The organism is Nocardia speluncae NBRC 108251 (assembly GCF_001613245.1).
Lineage (GTDB): Bacteria > Actinomycetota > Actinomycetes > Mycobacteriales > Mycobacteriaceae > Nocardia > Nocardia speluncae.
The window spans coordinates 1-16,409 of the sequence record NZ_BDBZ01000033.1 but is presented as its reverse complement, the minus strand read 5'-3'; the positions used below and the strand labels follow the sequence as shown (position 1 = coordinate 16,409).

The window sequence follows — 16,409 nt, the reverse complement described above, 5'->3', positions numbered from 1 at the left end:
TGAGTGCGCCGGGTCCGAGTCGGCTCGGCGACCGCACACAGCGTGTTCACAGCGAGTACGCAGAGAAGTACCAGTGCGTTCGTTCAGGATGGGGGATATGAGTGGTGCACCGGATACCGCAGCGCAAGCACGGGTGCTGGTGGTCGATGACGAGGCCATGATCGTCGAGCTGCTGACCGTGAGTTTGCGGTTCCAGGGCTTCGAGGTGGCATCCGCGTCCGATGGTGCGCAGGCGCTGGATGTGGCGCGCGGCTTCCGGCCGGATGCGCTGATAGTCGATGTGATGATGCCGGGGATGGATGGGTTCGGGCTGCTGCGGCGGTTGCGGGCCGACGGGGTGGATGCGCCGGTGCTGTTCCTGACCGCCCGCGACGACGTGCAGGACAAGGTCGCCGGGCTGACCTTGGGCGCGGACGACTATGTCACCAAACCGTTCAGTCTGGAGGAGGTGGTGGCCCGGTTGCGAGTGATCCTGCGGCGTGCGGGTGGGGCCGCACCCGAGCGGGAGCGTTCCCGGATCCGGTTCGCCGATATCGAGCTGGACGACGACACACATGAGGTCTTCAAGGCCGGCGAGCCGGTGGCGCTGTCGCCGACAGAGTTCACCCTGCTGCGGTACTTCATGGTGAACGCGGGAACGGTGCTGAGTAAACCGCGGATTCTCGATCATGTGTGGCGATACGACTTCGGCGGCGAGGTCGGGGTGGTGGAAACCTATGTCTCCTATCTGCGGAAGAAAGTCGATACCGGCCCGCAGCGGCTGATCCATACTTTGCGCGGGGTCGGCTACGTTATGCGGGAATCGCCTGCGGGCCGGCCGTGAGTACCGAGGTGGTGCCGGCGGGTCCGCCCCCGAAGGGCCCGGCCGGCCGGCTCGCGGCGTTACCGCTGCGGGTGACGCTGGTGCTGGCGTTGGTGGCATTGGCCGCGGTGGGGTTGCTGGCCTCGGGGGTAGCGGTGACATCCGCGCTGCGGACCACGTTGCTCGATCGAGTGGATCAGCAGCTCGAGGAGGCGGCACACAGCTGGGCCCGGCCTGGTGGGCGGCCTCCCGTTCTGCTGCCGGGGGAGCCCGGCACGGAACGTCCGCCGGTGAAGTTCTACACCCGCGTGCAGGACACCAACGGCCGGGTGTTCCTCCAGGACGACCGAAACGGCGCTCCGGAACTGCCCGGCGATCTGCGGCCGGGCACGTTCACCACCGGATCGACCGGGGGCGCTTCCGGCGAGTGGCGGGTCCGCTACACCGAGAACGAATACGGCACCAGTGTGGTCGCGCTGCGGCTGGACGAAACCGAGGCGATCGTCGAGCGGCTTGTGGTGCTGCAGGTGGTGATCGGTGCGCTGGTGCTGGTGGTGCTGGCGGTGGCCGCGTATTTCGTGATCCGGCGCAGTCTGCGCCGGATGGAACAGGTGGAGGAGATCGCCGCCGATATCGCGGCCGGTGATCTGCACCGCCGGGTCCCGGTGCGCCCGACGAATACCGAGGTGGACCGGCTGGGGCGGTCCTTGAACACCATGCTCGCGCAGATTCAGCGGGGTTTCGCCGCGACCGAGGCCTCCGAGGAGGCGGCCCGGCATTCGGAGGAGAAGATGCGCCGTTTCGTCGCCGACGCCAGCCACGAACTGCGCACCCCGCTGACCACGATCAAAGGTTTCGCCGAGCTGTATCGGCAGGGCGCCACCCGCGATACCGATATGCTGCTCGACCGCATCGAACGGGAATCGAAGCGGATGGGCTTGCTGGTCGAGGACCTGCTGATGCTGGCCCGGGTGGATGCCGAACGGCCGGTGGAGTATGCGCCGGTGGATCTGTTGTCGCTGGCCAGCGATGCGGTACACAGTGCCCGCGCGGTGGCGGCGACGCAGGGCGGTACGCGGCGGTCGATCGAGTTGGAAGTACGGCCGGGCATCGGGACCACCGAGGTGCCGGGCGATGCGGCCCGGCTGCGCCAGGTACTGGCGAATCTGCTGAACAACGCCCTCGTGCACACGCCACCCGATACGGCGGTGACGGTGCGGCTCACTCCCTGCCCGGAGGAGGTGCTGCTCGAGGTCACCGATACCGGTCCGGGAATGTCGCGTGAGCAGACCGAGCGGGTCTTCGAGCGGTTCTATCGCGCGGACGATTCGCGGAGCCGGGCCAGTGGTGGGGCCGGCCTGGGGTTGTCGATCGTGCAGGCGCTGGTCGCGGCGCACGGTGGTGTCGTAGCGGTGGACAGCGAGCCGGGCCGGGGGGCCACGTTCACGGTGCGGCTGCCGCGTGAGTGCAGCACATGAGCAACCCACCCGCACGGCACAGCTCGCAACCAACAGGTCCTGGCAATACGTGAAGCCCGTCCGCCGCGGCTCGACTCCACTTCGAGGCGGCGGTCGCCGGTGAAAATACCTGCTGTGCGCCGATCAGGCGGGGACGTTCGTGCCGTAGCCGAGGTCGCGCAGGGCTTGTTTGATCCGGTTCTGTGCGTCGTCGAGTGATTCCGGGGCCGGATTCTGATCCGCTCCGGAGATATCGAAATTGCCCATGGTGAAGGCCGGGAAGACGTGTACGTGCAGGTGGGGAACCTCCAGCCCGGCGATCAGCAGACCGGCTCGAGGTGCGTCGAACGCTGCCCGTACGGCCTGCCCGACCTTCTGCGCCACACCGTTGAGGCGATTGAAGACCTCGGGGTCGATGTCCTGCCACTGGTCGATTTCCTTGCGGGGGACCACCAGGGTGTGCCCCTGGGTCACCGGCGCGATGGTGAGGAATCCGACGAATTCGTCGTCTTCCCAGACGAACCGGCCCGGCAGATCCCCGGCGATGATCGCACTGAAAACAGAAGCCATACGGTGAGCTTATGGCGCGCCGGGGCCGGCCGGGCAGGGCCGGGTGCTCTACACGCCGACGAAGTGGGACAGGATGCCCTGGACCTCGTAGATGTCGACCTGGCGGTTGAACCTCTTCTGCAGGGGCGTGTCGGAACCGGAGATCCACACCACCAGTTCGGCGTCCAGGTCGAAGGTGCCGGCGGTTTCCACCGAGAAATGGGTGATCGAGCGGTAGGGGATGCTGTGGTAGCTCACCTTTCGGCCGGACAACCCCTGCTTGTCGACGAGGATGAGGCGGCGATTGGTGAACAGCATGGCGTCGCGGACCAGGATGTAGGCCGAATAGATCTGTTCGCCGTTGCCCAATAGCCGCTGGAATTCCTGTTGCGCCTGCGCCGGCTCCATTTGCCCGGCATTACCCATGATCCCGTCCATCAGACCCATGACGACCGTCCTCCCGTCCGCGCGTTGACCCCAGCGGGCGGTGCGCGAGTTACCTACCCGCTTCGGGTGTTTCACCACCATCATCCACAAGGTCGCGCGGGCGGGCGGCGATCGGCGGGAACGCGCTGGTGTAAGGGCTGCGATTCGGTGGAACCGGAGGTGCCGTGGGACCGGCACACCGGCTTTCCGGCCGCTTTCCGGTCGCGGCGGCCGAGACCGCCGTGCGCGCGGCGGTGAGCGTCCGGCACTGCGCGGGCCGTTTCGCGGCACGCTCTAAGCTGTCCGGGTGCGAGTACTCGTCATCGGTTCCGGAGCCCGTGAACATGCCCTCGTCCTTGCGCTGCGCCGTGACCCGGCGGTGAGTGCGCTCATCGCGGCACCGGGGAACGCCGGTATCGCCCAGCATGCGCAGGTGCGCCCGGTGGACGCCGGATCCGCGGAGGCCGTGGCCGCGCTGGCGCGGGAAGTGGCCGCGGATCTGGTGGTCATCGGTCCTGAAGTGCCGCTGGTCCTGGGCGTCGCCGATGCCGTGCGGGCGGCCGGTATCGCCTGTTTCGGGCCCTCGGCCGAGGCTGCCCGGATCGAGGGTTCGAAGGCATTCGCCAAGGATGTGATGGCCGCGGCCGGCGTACGTACCGCGCACAGCGAGGTCGTGGACACTCCGGCCGAACTGGATGCCGCGCTGGACCGTTTCGGCCCGACCTGGGTGGTGAAGGACGACGGTTTGGCCGCCGGCAAGGGGGTCGTGGTCACCCAGGATCGCCTGGCCGCCCGCGATCATGCCGCCGAACTGCTCGAACAAGGGCATCCGGTGCTGCTGGAATCTTTCCTCGACGGCCCGGAGGTATCGCTGTTCTGCCTGGTGGATGGGGAGGCGGTGGTGCCGCTGCTGCCGGCGCAGGATCACAAGCGGGCGGGCGACGGCGACACCGGGCCCAATACCGGCGGGATGGGCGCGTATACACCGCTGCCGTGGCTGCCCGATGGTCTGGTCGGCCAGATCGTCGACGAGGTGGTGGCCCCGGTCGCCGCCGAAATGGTTCGGCGTGGCTGCCCTTTCAGCGGTCTGCTGTACGCCGGCCTGGCGATGGGTGCGGCGGGTCCGGCCGTGGTGGAATTCAACTGCCGCTTCGGGGATCCGGAGACGCAGGCGGTACTGGCGCTGCTGGACAGTCCGCTGGGTGAGCTGCTGTTCGCCACCGCGACCGGCACTCTCGCCGAGGCGCCGGCACCGCGCTGGCGCGGTGGGGCAGCGGTCACTGTGGTGCTGGCCGCGGAGAACTATCCCGGGCGGCCGCGTACCGGCGATGTGATCGCTGGGGCGAGCGATCCGGCGACCGACGATCCGGCGACCGTCCTGCACGCGGGGACATCGCAGCGCGCGGACGGTGCACTGGTCTCGGCGGGCGGCCGGGTGCTGAGCATCGTCGGCACCGGTGTGGACCTGACGGCGGCGCGCGAGGCAGCCTACGACCGGCTGGCGGGGATCAAATTGCCCGGCAGCCACTACCGCTCGGATATCGGACTCGCCGCTGTCGAGGGTCGTATCGAGCTCTGACCCCGGGATAGGACGCCGGGTTCTTCCGGGCGCGCGACGTTCGGTTTCCCGGGTGCGCGCCCCTGGAGTTCCCGGACTGCATGATGCCGAATGAATTCCCGGTGCACAGCGCCGGGGTTCCCGGAGACGAGATCGGGTTCCGGGGCGCGCCGCCGGCCGATCAGAAGGCTGCGGCGTCGCGCCCCGGAATCCGGTGCGGTCAGTATGCCCCGAAGACGTTGTCGATCGAGCCGTACCGAGCGGCGGCGTAATTGCAAGCTGCGGCGATATTGGCGACCGGGTCGTAGATGTCCCACGAGGTGCCTTCCACGTGGTAGGCGGCGAACGTGGGGTCGATGACCTGCATGAGCCCCTTCGAGGGGATACCGGCCGCGGCATTGGAATCCCAGAGATTGATCGCCTGCGGGTTTCCGCCGGATTCCCGCATGGCGTTGCGGTGGATACCTTCGAAGCTCGCCGGGATACCGCGCTGGCCGAGGATATGCAGCGCGTTGTGGATCCAGCCGTCCAGATTGTCGGAGAAGCTCGGCGGCAGGAGTTGCGGTAGTGGTTGCGGCAGCGGCTGGACGAACTGTTGTAGCTGATCCCGCTGCGATTGCGGCAGCTGCTGTTGCCATTGCTGGGCCTGCTGTTGCAGTTGTTGCGCGGGGGCCTGCAGCTCCGCGGGCACGCCGGCGACCGGGCTTTCGGCGGCGGCCGGTACGGGGACCGCGAGGGCGGCGGCAACAACGGCCAGGGGCAACAGTTTGCGTAGATGCATAACGAACTCCGGCAGCGCGGGATCACCACGCCGCCGCTATCTTGCCGGCGCCGTTGTTGCGCTGTTTCCTTTTTGTGATTGCGTTGTGGAATCTGAGGATTCAGTTGTCCGCGGCCAGTGGCGCGGTAATCCCCTGCGCCGCCGGAGATCGGCGGGCGCAGGGCGGGCGAATATTTTCGCCGCACGATATTCAGGCTTGCGGCCTGTTCTCTGGCGAATCACAGAATGATTGCGAAACATTAACAAAAAGTGAACGCATGGCGAATGGAAGGTTCTATTCTGCTGAGAGAAACGGCCGTACCTGGGGATTTTGAGATATCGATCACGCTGCGGTGCCTCCGGGCCGTGTAGGGATCCGGCTACCGAATATTTGCCGCGTGGAGATCAACCGTAGGAAAGGCCGTGTAGTGCAAGCCAGCGCTGAGGATCCACGTGCTGACCGTCCATGATGATCTCGAAATGCAGATGTGGACCGCTGGAATCGCCGCGATTACCCATCCGGGCGATCTGCATCCCGGCGGGCACCCGCTCGCCGACCGAAACGAAAAAATCGTACATATGGCCGTAGACGGAAATGGTGCCGTCGGTGTGCCGGATCCGGACCCACAGGCCGAACCCCTGGGCCGGGCCCGCATCGATGACCGTGCCGTCGGCGACCGCATAGATCGGTGTGCCGATCGGCCCGGCGATATCGATACCACGGTGGTAGGTACCCCAGCGGCTGCCGAAACCGGAGGTGAACGTGCCGGGAGCGGGGAGAACGAAGCCGCCGGGCCCGGGTGGGATGGCGCCGGGGGGCAGCGCGCCCTCGGGAGTGGGCGCGCTGTTGATCCACGGTTGTACCTGGCCCGCCGCCGCCGCGGCGGCCTCCGCCTTCGCGCGTTCGAGGGTCGCGCGGGCGGCGGCGGCCACCACGGCCTGCTCGCGGAGTCGCTCACCGTTGTCGATGGCGTCGATATAACGGCGTACCGAGGGGACCGGGGTGGACAGCTGCAGCGGGTGGGCGACCGCGACACGGTGGGCAATACCCGGCGGGGGCGGCTGCTCGGTCACCAGTAGACCCGCGCCCGCATCGCCGGCGGCCAGCAGCAGGGTGAGAACCAGACCGCCGAGGAGAAAACGATGCCGCCGCGCGGAATCGGCGATGTCCTGCGCCGACGGCCGGCGGTCGAGGAGGTCGGTGAGTTCGGCGCGAGTCGGGATCCGGTAGGGCAGCGCGGTGAGCTGCCGGCGTGTCCACCGGTGGGCGGCCGCCGGCCGCTGCCGGGGTGTCAGGTGTGGTTCCCGATCCTGCGCGGTGCGTTCCCGCCAGTCGGGTGCGATGAGCCGGCCACCGCCGAGCACCACCGCGCGCCGCAGGAGCGCGCGAGGTGCTGGGCCCGCCGGTGGGCTGTCGTCCTCGGGGGTGTCCGGGAGCGGTGTTTCGAACGCGATCTCTGACTCGGCGGACAAGATCCCGACACTCGGGGTGCTCACGGATTCCTGCCCGCCCGCGCTCGCCGGGCGCCCTTCATTTCGAATTCCGGCTGACGAACCGGTCTGTTCGGGCTGAGTGTGCGCCGTGCTGGGGCCGGGTTCCGGTATCCGCTCGGCGGAGGCCGCCCCGCGCCGGGTGGCCCGGCTCCAGCTACGCCGGAGGAGCCCGGGACCGCTACGGGAAGCGGTGGATCCGGGCTCGGCGGATGGCGGGCCGGCGGCCGGCCGGCTGGCCTTGTCGAGCATCAGAGCAGACCATAGCCGTCGAAGCGTCCGATGTGGTGTTCTACCGTCGGTCGGGTGTCCACTGAATCTCGGCGCTCGACCATCCCACCTTTTTACGTGATGGATGTCTGGAAAGCCGCCGCCGAACGCGCCCGAACGCACGGTGATGTGCTGAGCCTGGCTGCAGGCCAGCCCTCCACCCCGGCCCCGGCGCCGGTACTGCGTGCCACGAAGGCGGCGATCGATGCCGAATTGTTCGGCTACACAGAGACTTTCGGCATCCTACCGTTACGTGAGGTCATTGCGGACCATCATCGGCGCACCTACGGTTACCCGGTCGACCCGGACGATGTCGTGGTCACCACCGGATCGTCGGGGGCATTCACACTGATCTTTCTGGCGGCCTTCGACCCCGGCGATACGGTGGTGGTTGCGCGGCCGGGCTATCCGGCATACCGCAATACGCTGACGGCGCTGGGCTGCCGGGTGGTGGAACTGGACTGTCGTGCCGAAACGCGGTTCCAGCCCACCGTCGCGATGCTGGACAGTCTGCCCGAAGCACCGCGCGGATTGATCGTGGCCAGCCCGGCGAACCCGACGGGCACCATGATCGAGCCCGCCGAACTCGCCGCGGTGGCCCGCTGGTGCGATGCGCACGGCACTCTGCTGATCTCCGACGAGATCTATCACGGCATCACCTATGGCGGGGAGCGCACCGCGTCGGCCTGGGAGACTTCCCGGTCGGCAGTGGTGATCGGGTCGGTATCGAAATACTTCTCGATGACCGGCTGGCGGCTGGGCTGGATGCTGGCTCCCGCGGCGATCCGGCCGGCGCTGCAACGTCTGGCCTCGAACATGACCGTCTGCCCGCCCGCCATCTCGCAGTATGCGGCGGTGCATGCCTTCGATGCCGAGTCCCGCTCCGAGCTGGACGGCCATGTTCGCCGATACTCGACCAACCGGCAGATCCTGCTCGACGGGCTGGCCGCGCTCGGGATCACCGATCTCGCACCCGCCGACGGCGCCTTCTACGCCTACGCCGATATCGGGCACCTCACCGAGGATTCGATGGCGTGGTGCGCGGACGTACTGGCGCATACCGGGGTGGCGCTGGCGCCCGGCCTGGATTTCGACACCGTGAACGGGACTCGGACCATCCGCCTCTCCTTCGCCGGTGCCACCGCTGATATCGAATCGGCACTCACCCGCCTGGCGAGCTATCTGCAACGGCGGTCTTGACACAATCTCTCTGCCCGGCAACAACTTTGCACAGTACGACACCATCGCTGCGAGGATGCTGTAGAAACATCGATGGTTGTTCCCCCTTTCCCTCATTTCGCACGGGTGTACTGATGGCCGAGAGATTTAGAGCGCATGCCCGGTTGTTCGGCGGCGGCCCGCCGCGCGGTTTGTGTGACACGAAAGTGAGCTACTGTGTTACGCATGGGCGTGCAGGTGGTGAAGCGGTCGTACCGGTATCGCTTCTATCCCACAGGCGAGCAGAAAAATCGGCTCGTTCGTACGTTCGGCTGTCGGGCCGGCTACCCGTAGTCCGGGAAAAAGGGCATGTCGAAGGATTCGGCTACCTACTTCGCCAACTGTTCCACCTACCGCAGCGGGCAGATCGAACTCACCGAGCAGTCGTAGCCGCTGAACATCCGATGGTCGCGTCCGCTGCCGGACCGGGTAGTTCCGTCGCAGGTAGCCGTATCGCCGGGCGCGGCGGGCCGCTATCACACAGCGGTGCTTGCCGAGGACACAATCGTGGCGCGGGCGGTCTCGGAAGCGTCGTGGGCACGCTTCCGGATGAGGCCGGCGTACAAGTCGGATCGGTACGGGCGCAATGTGGTTGCGGTGGACCGGTTCGATCCGTCCGGCAAGACCGGTTCGGTAGGTGGCCGGATCAACGATTCGATGCCGTTGCACGTCCGGAACCCGGGGCGCCCACGCGGTGCATTTCACGACCGGGACGTCGATGCTGCGAAGAATACTCGGGCCGCTGGGCTGGCGGTCCTGGCCTGCGGAGATGGTGTGAGACCACCCCGCAACTGATGTGGGGAGGCAACTGTCGATGAAACAGGAAATCCTGGGTGTGAACCCGGGAATCCTCCGCTTTCGGGCGAGGGTAGAAGCCAAGACTGGCACGATGGCACGGTGATAACCGCGACGACTCCGAAAGGTGAACGGCGTCGCCGGGCGCTGGTGGCCGCGGCCGCCGAACTACTGCTCGAAGGCGGTTTCGACGCGGTGCGGCATCGATCGGTCGCGACCCGCGCCGAACTCCCGCTGGCTTCGACGACGTACTACTTCGAATCGCTCGAGGACCTGATCGCGCGCGCCGTGGAGTTCAGCGGTAACGCCGAACTCGAGTCGATGCGGCGGCGCGTCGGTGAGGTGACCCACCGCCGCCGCGGTGCGGAGGCGACCGTCGACCTGGTGCTCGACCTGCTGATCGGCTCCGACGGGGTGGACGAGGGCGCGTGGGCCCGGTTGATCGCCCGCTACGAGCGCACTGTCGCCTCCGCGCGGCATCCCGAGCTACGTGAGGTCCAGCTCCGACTACGCGGGCAGCTCGACGAGCTGCTTGCCGATGTGCTGCGCCGATCCGACCGGATCGTCCGGCCCGAACAACTTCGCAGGCTGGTCGCGGTGGTCGACGGCGCCGCGGTTGCCGCCCTGAGCGAACCCGACCCGCAACCCCGGCGGCTGGCCCGCGGGGCCCTGCTGGAGGTCATCGATATCGTCGCTCCGGCGACGCACCAGCCGATGGACCGATACCGGTCATTAGACTGACCGGACGTGACCTCCGACCTGATTCCCAACGTCCTCGCCACCCGCTATGCCAGCCCACAGCTGGTGCATCTGTGGTCTCCCGAGCACAAGATCGTGCTCGAGCGGCGGCTGTGGCTGGAGGTGTTGCGCGCCCAGTCCGAGCTGGGTGTCGAGGTACCGCCCGCAGTGGTGGCGGACTACGAGCGGGTTGTCGAACAGGTCGACCTGGCTTCGATCGCCGAACGCGAGCGGGTGACCCGCCACGATGTGAAGGCCAGAATCGAGGAGTTCAACGCCCTCGCCGGCCACGAACACGTGCACAAAGGGATGACCAGCCGCGATCTCACCGAGAACGTCGAACAGCTGCAGATCCGGCTGTCGCTGGAACATATCCACGCGCACGGGGTCGCGGTGGCCGCCCGGCTCGCCGAACGCGCCGCCGAATACCAGACCTGCGTGATGGCGGGCCGCTCGCACAATGTGGCCGCGCAGGCCACCACCCTCGGTAAGCGTTTCGCCTCCGCCGCCGACGAACTGCTCATCGGCCTCACCCGGCTTCGGGAACTGATCGAACGCTATCCGCTGCGCGGGATCAAGGGCCCGATGGGCACCGCGCAGGACATGCTGGATCTTCTCGGGGGCGACGCCGCGAAACTGGCCGCCCTGGAGCAGCAGGTGGCGCGGCACCTGGGCTTCACCAGCGTGTTCACCAGTGTGGGGCAGATCTATCCGAGATCGCTGGACCACGATGTGCTGTCCGCGCTGGTACAGGTCGGCGCCGCACAGTCCTCGCTGGCGCACACTATTCGGCTGATGGCGGGGCATGAGCTGGTCACCGAGGGGTTTCAGCCCGGTCAGGTGGGCAGTTCGGCCATGCCGCACAAAATGAACACCCGGTCCTGTGAACGGGTCAACGGGTTGCAGGTGGTGCTGCGCGGGTACGGGTCGATGGCGGCCGAACTCGCGGGGGCGCAGTGGAACGAAGGCGACGTGTTCTGCTCGGTGGTGCGCCGGGTCGCGCTGCCGGACGCGTTCTTCGCTCTCGACGGTATGACCGAAACCTTCCTGACCGTGCTCGCCGAATTCGGCGCCTACCCGGCGGTGGTCGCCCGCGAACTGGATCGCTACCTGCCGTTCCTGGCCACTACTCGCATCCTGATGGCCGCGGTGCGCGCCGGGGTGGGCCGGGAGGCGGCCCACGAGGTGATAAAGGAACACGCCGTCGCGGTGGCGCTGGCGATGCGCGAACAGGGGCGGGAGCCCGATCTGCTGGACCGCCTCGCGGCCGACGACCGGTTGCCGCTGGACCGCGCCGCCCTGGACGCCGCGCTGGCGGACAAATCGGCGTTCATCGGCGCGTCCGACGCGCAGGTCGCCGAGGTCGTCGCCCAGGTGGGCAAGCTGACAGATGCCTACCCCGGAGCCGCCCGCTACACGCCCGCCCCCATCCTTTGAGGGGCGCCGCCACCGCGGGGAAGTCGCTGAACCTCTGTGACCTGGGCCGGTTCATGTGCGCTCGAGTCGAGTCACATAGTGGTGCTATGGATCCGTATTCGATTTTTGCCGACATCATCGCCGGGCGCGCCCCGGCCAGCCGGGTGTACGAGGACGACGATGTGCTCGCATTCATGGATATCCGCCCGCTGACCCCGGGGCATCTGCTGGTCGTTCCGAAGATCCCGGCCCGCGATCTCGGTGAACTCGATCCGGAAATCGGTGGCAAGTTGTTCAAGGTGGGGCAGCGGCTGGCGGCAGCTCTACGGGCGAGTGAGGTGGCCTGTGACGGCGTGAACTTCTTCCTGGCCGACGGTGTCACGGCCGGTCAAGAGGTCTTTCATGTGCACCTGCACGTGATTCCGCGGACACCTGGGGATGGATTCGGATTGCGCGCCCGCGCGCAGACCCCGCCGCGCGCCGACCTGGATTACCTGGCCGGTTCCATCCAGGGGGCTCTGGAGCGTGGATCCCGCTAGGAAGTGGCGTCGTGTCCATATCGGCGGCCGGCCGGGGGCGGGATTCCCACTCCCGGAGCGGTTTCGCGGGGGACGGATGTCCAAGGCCACGTAAGGTCGTGATTGATAACTTTTGAGCGTTCGCTGGCCGAATGCTGAATGTCGACTACATCACCGGGGCATGATGGTGTGAGTTGGCCTACGCCGAGTTCTGGGTGGGGATACGGAGGTGTGGACATGCGGTTGTTCCGGTTAGCTGTTCTCATGCTGGCGGTGGTCGGATTGGTTGCCGGTCTTGCTGTTCTCCGGCCTGCTCCCGCAGCCGCGGCCGAAGTAGTCGGGATCGACGCGCTGAGCCCCACCCGGTCCGCGGTGTTCATCGCTTCGCCTGCGATGAATCAGGTCGTGCAGGTGCAGGTGCTGCATCCGGCCGGAGGTGGTTCGCGGCCCAGCTATTACCTGCTCGACGGGCTGGACCCCGGGGTGGGGCAGAGTACCTGGACCAACGCCACCGACGCGGAAGCCTTCTTCCGGGGCAAGAACGTGAACGTGGTGCTGCCGGTGGGCGGTAAGGCCAGCTATTACACGAACTGGCAGCGGGAAGATCCGGCACTGGGCCGGTACCAGTGGGAAACATTCCTCACCCGGGAGCTGCCTCCACTCATCGATGGCCATTTCTCCGGTAACGGGGTGAACGCCATCGGCGGGCTGTCCATGGGCGGGCATGCGGCCTATATCCTCGCTGCCCGGCATCCGGCCCTTTACACCACGGTCGCCGGATACAGCGCGTGCCCGGATACGGGGATGGCCACCGGTGCAGTGCAGTTCTCGATCCTGACCCGCGGCGGCAATCCCGACAATATGTGGGGTCCGGGTGGCAGTCCGGAATGGGCGGCTCATGATCCGGCGCTCATGCTGGACCGGTTGCGCGGTAAAACCCTGTACCTGTCCACCGGGACGGGCCTGCCGGGGCCACACGAGCTGGAACTGAAGCCGCAGCTGCCGGAGAATATTGTGCTCGGCGGCCCGATCGAGTTCGCTGTCGATGCCTGTGTGATCGCCTTCGAGCAGCGGGCGAGGGCGGCCGGCTTGCCGATCCAGGTCGACTACAGCCCGGTCGGCACCCATTCCTGGTCGTACTGGAACGACCACCTGAAGGCGTCCTGGCCGGTTGTCGGCCGCGCGATCGGAGCATAGGGCCGGGCCGCTACGGTGGTGGCCATGGCTGACACTGGTGGTCCGATGACCGAGGCGGTGACGGCGCCGACGGCGAAGACGGTGCCGCAGGAGCGAGTGCATCACGGCGATCGTTTCGTCGACGAATACGAGTGGTTGCGGGACAAGGACGACCCGGAGGTCATCGCCTACCTGGAGGCCGAGAACGCCTACACCGAGGCGCAGACCGCGCAGCTGGCCCCGCTGCGGGAGAAGATCTTCGACGAGATCAAATCCCGCACCCAGGAAACCGATCTGTCGGTGCCCACCCGGCTGGGGGAGTACTGGTACTACTCGCGCAGCTTCGAGGGTAAGCAGTACGGCGTGCAGTGCCGTTGCCCGGTCGACGCCGCCGCGACCGGGATCGACGCCTGGACCCCGCCGAAGCTGGAGGCCGATACCGAGATCCCCGGTGAACAGGTACTGCTGGACAGCAACGAGCTGGCCGAAGGCCACGATTTCTTCGCTCTCGGCGCGTTCTCGGTGAGCCACGACGGCAGCCGGCTGGCCTTCTCGGTGGATACGGCCGGCGACGAGCGCTACACGCTGCGGTTCAAGGATCTGCGCACCGGTGAACTGCTCGGCGACGAGATCGCTCGGGCCGCGCCCGGCGCCACCTGGTCGCTGGACGGCAGCCATGTCTTCTATCAGACGGTCGACGAGTCCTGGCGGCCCGATACCGTCTGGCGGCACCGGCTCGGCACCGGCACCGAAACCGATGTCAAGGTTTTCCACGAACCCGATGAGCGGTACTGGGTGAGTATCGGCGGCACCAGGTCCGAGAAGTACCTGATGATCTGGGTGGGCTCCAAGATCACCACCGAGGGCTGGGTGCTGGAATCGGATAACCCGACCGGTGAGTTCCGGGTGCTGCTGCCCCGGCGTGAGGGCGTGGAGTACGCCGCCGAACACGCGGTGGTGGCGGGACAGGACCGATTCCTGATCCTGCACAACGACGTCGTGGACGGGGTGAAGGCGGAAAACTTCGTCCTGGCCGAAGCCCCGGCCGACGATCCCGCGCAGCTGCGTACGCTGATCGGCCACCGCGACGATGTGCGGCTCGAGGATGTCGACGCGTTCGCCGGGCAGCTGGTGCTCAGCTACCGCCGGGAAGCGCTGCCGCGGGTGGCTGTGTGGCCGCTCGGCCCGGACGGATACGGCGAGCTGCGTGAGATCGAATTCGATCTGGAGCTCTACAGTGCCGGGCTCGGATCCTGCCCCGAATGGGATCAGCCCACCCTGCGGGTCGGGTTGACCTCGTTCATCACCCCGACCCAGGTTTTCGATTATGTGGTGGACACCGGGGAACTGCTGCTGCGCAAGGAGCAACCCGTGCTCGGCGGCTACGACGCCGGAGATTATGTACAATACCGGGATTGGGCCGAGGCCGAGGACGGTACCCGGATTCCGATCTCCATCGTCGCCCGCCGCGATACGGACCTGAGTACCGGCCCGAAACCGCTGCTGCTCTACGGGTACGGCTCCTACGAGGCCAGTATGGATCCCGGCTTCTCGGTATCGCGGCTGTCGTTACTGGATCGTGGAATGGTTTTCGCCATCGCCCATGTGCGGGGTGGCGGTGAGATGGGCCGGCTGTGGTACGAGAACGGGAAGACCCTCACCAAGAAGAACACCTTCACCGATTTCGTCTCCTGCGCACGGCACCTCGTGGACAACGCGACCACGTCGGCGGACCGGATGATCGCCGACGGCGGCAGCGCGGGCGGCCTGCTGATGGGCGCGGTGGCGAATATGGCGCCGGAGCTCTTCGCGGGTGTATTGGCCAATGTGCCGTTCGTCGACCCGCTGACCTCCATCCTCGATCCATCGCTCCCGCTGACCGTGATCGAATGGGACGAATGGGGAAACCCCTTGGCGGACAAGGACGTCTACGATTACATGAAATCGTATTCGCCCTACGAGAACGTGGTGGCGCAGGACTATCCGGCCATTCTCGCGATCACCAGCATCAACGACACCCGGGTGCTGTACGTGGAACCGGCGAAATGGGTCGCGAAACTCCGCGCCACGAAGACCGGGGATGCGCCGCTGCTGCTCAAAACCGAGATGAGCGCGGGGCACGGCGGGGTCAGCGGCCGGTACGAGAAATGGCGTGAGGTCGCGTTCGAATACGCCTGGGTGCTCGATACCGTGGGAGTCGGGGACCGGTAGCCGAAGCGGCCGCCGGACGGCGCAACCGGGCGGTGCCCGGATATTCGCCCGGCGGCCGTACCCCACTGCACGCGGTGGTCACCGGGCCTGCACGTATAGGTCATCGGCATGGCATTCGGCCGCCATCTGCGACTGCCACCGTTGGTGTATGAACGCTGAGCTACTCGTATCGGTGTCCGGGGTCCGGGAAATCACCCGTGACGCGGCGATCGGGTTCGCCGAGGAGATGGATCAGCGCGGTGTGCGGTTGTCACTGCTGGTGGCGCCCCGCCTGAAGGGCAAGTACCGGCTGGCCGACGACCTCACCACACAGACCTGGCTGCGCGGCCGCCGAGAGCGCGGGGACGCCATCGTGCTGCACGGTTACGACCAGGCCGCCACCAAACGGCGTCGCGCCGAATTCGCGACCCTGCCCAGGCACGAGGCGCTGCTGCGGCTCACCGCGGCCGATCGGGCGATGGAACAGGTGGGGTTGCGCACCCGGCTGTTCGCGGCCCCACGCTGGGATGCCTCCGTGGGCGCCGTCGCGGCGCTGCCCGAACTGGGGTTCCGGGTCTCCCTGGGGCTGACCGGTATTCATGATCTGCCGCGCAATACGGTGCAGAAGGCGCGCGTGTACGGCATCGGCGAAGGTTTCCGGGCCGAGCCCTGGTGGTGCCGGGCCCTGGTGCTCGGCGCTGCCCGGACTGCCCGGCGCGGCGGGGTGTTACGGCTGGCGGTCTCGGCCGCGCAGCTGGGCCGGCCGGGTCCGCGGCAGGCGATTCTGGATGCGGTCGACCTCGCGCTTTATCACGGGGCGTGCAGCGAGGTGTACCGCTGGGAAGTCGTCGCCGCGGTGCGCGCGGCCTGAGAGTCCGCCGCCCCCGGATCGGCGATAACCGGGGGCGGCGGGTTCGAGTGACAAGGAATTCCGGGGAGGGGTGGTTGCCCCTGGTCTCGGGGTAGGCGCCTGGCCTCGGGGTAGACCATCCGCAAAGGGTGGGCTGTAATTTTGGAGACGCTCCGCGTCTCGAGGGTGGGGCCC

16 protein-coding genes are annotated in these 16,409 nt (G+C 67.3%); 12 read left to right on the top strand and 4 right to left on the bottom strand.

What is annotated here, in order from left to right; translation table 11 throughout:
• Positions 1 to 88 precede the first annotated feature (88 nt).
• Both NS6_RS23560 and NS6_RS23555 read left to right on the top strand, forming a co-directional pair.
• Positions 89 to 823 carry a response regulator transcription factor gene (locus NS6_RS23560; protein ID WP_371859357.1) on the top strand — a complete coding sequence of 245 codons (735 nt, stop codon included), beginning with the start codon at positions 89 to 91 and terminating at the stop codon, positions 821 to 823.
• Positions 824 to 834: 11 nt separating this feature from the next.
• Entirely contained in the window at positions 835 to 2,280 is a 1,446-nt protein-coding gene (locus NS6_RS23555; RefSeq protein ID WP_157112922.1) for a sensor histidine kinase, read from the top strand.
• Positions 2,281 to 2,403: 123 nt separating this feature from the next.
• Here the strand turns inward: NS6_RS23555 and NS6_RS23550 are convergent, their stop codons facing one another.
• Positions 2,404 to 2,829: an HIT family protein gene (locus NS6_RS23550; RefSeq protein WP_068045430.1), complete on the bottom strand. Its 426-nt coding sequence runs from the start codon at positions 2,827 to 2,829 to the stop codon at positions 2,404 to 2,406.
• A 48-nt stretch (positions 2,830 to 2,877) separates the two neighbouring features.
• Entirely contained in the window at positions 2,878 to 3,255 is a 378-nt protein-coding gene (locus tag NS6_RS23545; protein WP_068045826.1) for a PH domain-containing protein, read from the bottom strand.
• A 286-nt stretch (positions 3,256 to 3,541) separates the two neighbouring features.
• Here NS6_RS23545 and purD point away from each other — a divergent pair, with 286 nt between their 5' ends.
• Positions 3,542 to 4,813: a phosphoribosylamine--glycine ligase gene (gene purD, locus NS6_RS23540; RefSeq protein ID WP_068045426.1), complete on the top strand. Its 1,272-nt coding sequence runs from the start codon at positions 3,542 to 3,544 to the stop codon at positions 4,811 to 4,813.
• 199 nt (positions 4,814 to 5,012) lie between these two features.
• Here the strand turns inward: purD and NS6_RS34185 are convergent, their stop codons facing one another.
• Positions 5,013 to 5,573 (bottom strand): transglycosylase SLT domain-containing protein, encoded by a 561-nt coding sequence (locus tag NS6_RS34185; protein ID WP_084471343.1) that lies wholly within the window; start codon positions 5,571 to 5,573, stop codon positions 5,013 to 5,015.
• A gap of 384 nt (positions 5,574 to 5,957) precedes the next feature.
• Positions 5,958 to 7,049, bottom strand: a complete 1,092-nt coding sequence (locus NS6_RS23530; protein WP_245669481.1) for a M23 family metallopeptidase — start codon at positions 7,047 to 7,049, stop codon at positions 5,958 to 5,960.
• Between the two features lie 345 nt (positions 7,050 to 7,394).
• Between NS6_RS23530 and NS6_RS23525 the strand changes: the two genes are divergently transcribed.
• The 9 genes from NS6_RS23525 to NS6_RS23490 all read left to right on the top strand — a co-directional run bounded on the left by NS6_RS23525 (position 7,395) and on the right by NS6_RS23490 (position 16,235).
• Positions 7,395 to 8,513 carry a pyridoxal phosphate-dependent aminotransferase gene (locus tag NS6_RS23525; protein ID WP_068045423.1) on the top strand — a complete coding sequence of 373 codons (1,119 nt, stop codon included), beginning with the start codon at positions 7,395 to 7,397 and terminating at the stop codon, positions 8,511 to 8,513.
• A 204-nt stretch (positions 8,514 to 8,717) separates the two neighbouring features.
• Complete coding sequence (locus NS6_RS36005) at positions 8,718 to 8,825, top strand: helix-turn-helix domain-containing protein (RefSeq protein ID WP_245669480.1); 108 nt, start codon at positions 8,718 to 8,720, stop codon at positions 8,823 to 8,825.
• Positions 8,826 to 9,017: 192 nt separating this feature from the next.
• Entirely contained in the window at positions 9,018 to 9,326 is a 309-nt protein-coding gene (locus NS6_RS36000; RefSeq protein WP_307648296.1) for a zinc ribbon domain-containing protein, read from the top strand.
• Between the two features lie 102 nt (positions 9,327 to 9,428).
• Positions 9,429 to 10,067 (top strand): TetR/AcrR family transcriptional regulator, encoded by a 639-nt coding sequence (locus tag NS6_RS23515; RefSeq protein ID WP_068045418.1) that lies wholly within the window; start codon positions 9,429 to 9,431, stop codon positions 10,065 to 10,067.
• Between the two features lie 6 nt (positions 10,068 to 10,073).
• Positions 10,074 to 11,501 (top strand): adenylosuccinate lyase, encoded by a 1,428-nt coding sequence (gene purB / locus NS6_RS23510; RefSeq protein WP_174552624.1) that lies wholly within the window; start codon positions 10,074 to 10,076, stop codon positions 11,499 to 11,501.
• An 86-nt stretch (positions 11,502 to 11,587) separates the two neighbouring features.
• Complete coding sequence (locus tag NS6_RS23505; protein WP_068045416.1) at positions 11,588 to 12,019, top strand: HIT family protein; 432 nt, start codon at positions 11,588 to 11,590, stop codon at positions 12,017 to 12,019.
• Positions 12,020 to 12,235: 216 nt separating this feature from the next.
• Positions 12,236 to 13,195, top strand: coding sequence for an alpha/beta hydrolase (locus tag NS6_RS23500; RefSeq protein WP_068045412.1), 960 nt, complete (start codon positions 12,236 to 12,238; stop codon positions 13,193 to 13,195).
• 24 nt (positions 13,196 to 13,219) lie between these two features.
• Complete coding sequence (locus tag NS6_RS23495) at positions 13,220 to 15,385, top strand: S9 family peptidase (RefSeq protein WP_245669479.1); 2,166 nt, start codon at positions 13,220 to 13,222, stop codon at positions 15,383 to 15,385.
• 148 nt (positions 15,386 to 15,533) lie between these two features.
• Entirely contained in the window at positions 15,534 to 16,235 is a 702-nt protein-coding gene (locus NS6_RS23490) for a DUF2334 domain-containing protein (protein WP_068045408.1), read from the top strand.
• Positions 16,236 to 16,409: the final 174 nt, after the last annotated feature.

What these genes read in the sequence shown, in the direction of transcription:
- NS6_RS23560 (WP_371859357.1), top strand. Translation starts at nt 89, where the DNA reads ATGGGGGATATGAGTGGTGCACCGGATACCGCAGCGCAAGCACGGGTG.
- NS6_RS23550 (WP_068045430.1), bottom strand. Translation starts at nt 2,829, where the DNA reads ATGGCTTCTGTTTTCAGTGCGATCATCGCCGGGGATCTGCCGGGCCGG.
- NS6_RS23545 (WP_068045826.1), bottom strand. Translation starts at nt 3,255, where the DNA reads ATGGGTCTGATGGACGGGATCATGGGTAATGCCGGGCAAATGGAGCCG.
- NS6_RS34185 (WP_084471343.1), bottom strand. Translation starts at nt 5,573, where the DNA reads ATGCATCTACGCAAACTGTTGCCCCTGGCCGTTGTTGCCGCCGCCCTC.
- NS6_RS23525 (WP_068045423.1), top strand. Translation starts at nt 7,395, where the DNA reads ATGGATGTCTGGAAAGCCGCCGCCGAACGCGCCCGAACGCACGGTGAT.
- NS6_RS36005 (WP_245669480.1), top strand. Translation starts at nt 8,718, where the DNA reads ATGGGCGTGCAGGTGGTGAAGCGGTCGTACCGGTATCGCTTCTATCCC.
- NS6_RS23505 (WP_068045416.1), top strand. Translation starts at nt 11,588, where the DNA reads ATGGATCCGTATTCGATTTTTGCCGACATCATCGCCGGGCGCGCCCCG.
- NS6_RS23500 (WP_068045412.1), top strand. Translation starts at nt 12,236, where the DNA reads ATGCGGTTGTTCCGGTTAGCTGTTCTCATGCTGGCGGTGGTCGGATTG.
- NS6_RS23495 (WP_245669479.1), top strand. Translation starts at nt 13,220, where the DNA reads ATGGCTGACACTGGTGGTCCGATGACCGAGGCGGTGACGGCGCCGACG.
- NS6_RS23490 (WP_068045408.1), top strand. Translation starts at nt 15,534, where the DNA reads ATGAACGCTGAGCTACTCGTATCGGTGTCCGGGGTCCGGGAAATCACC.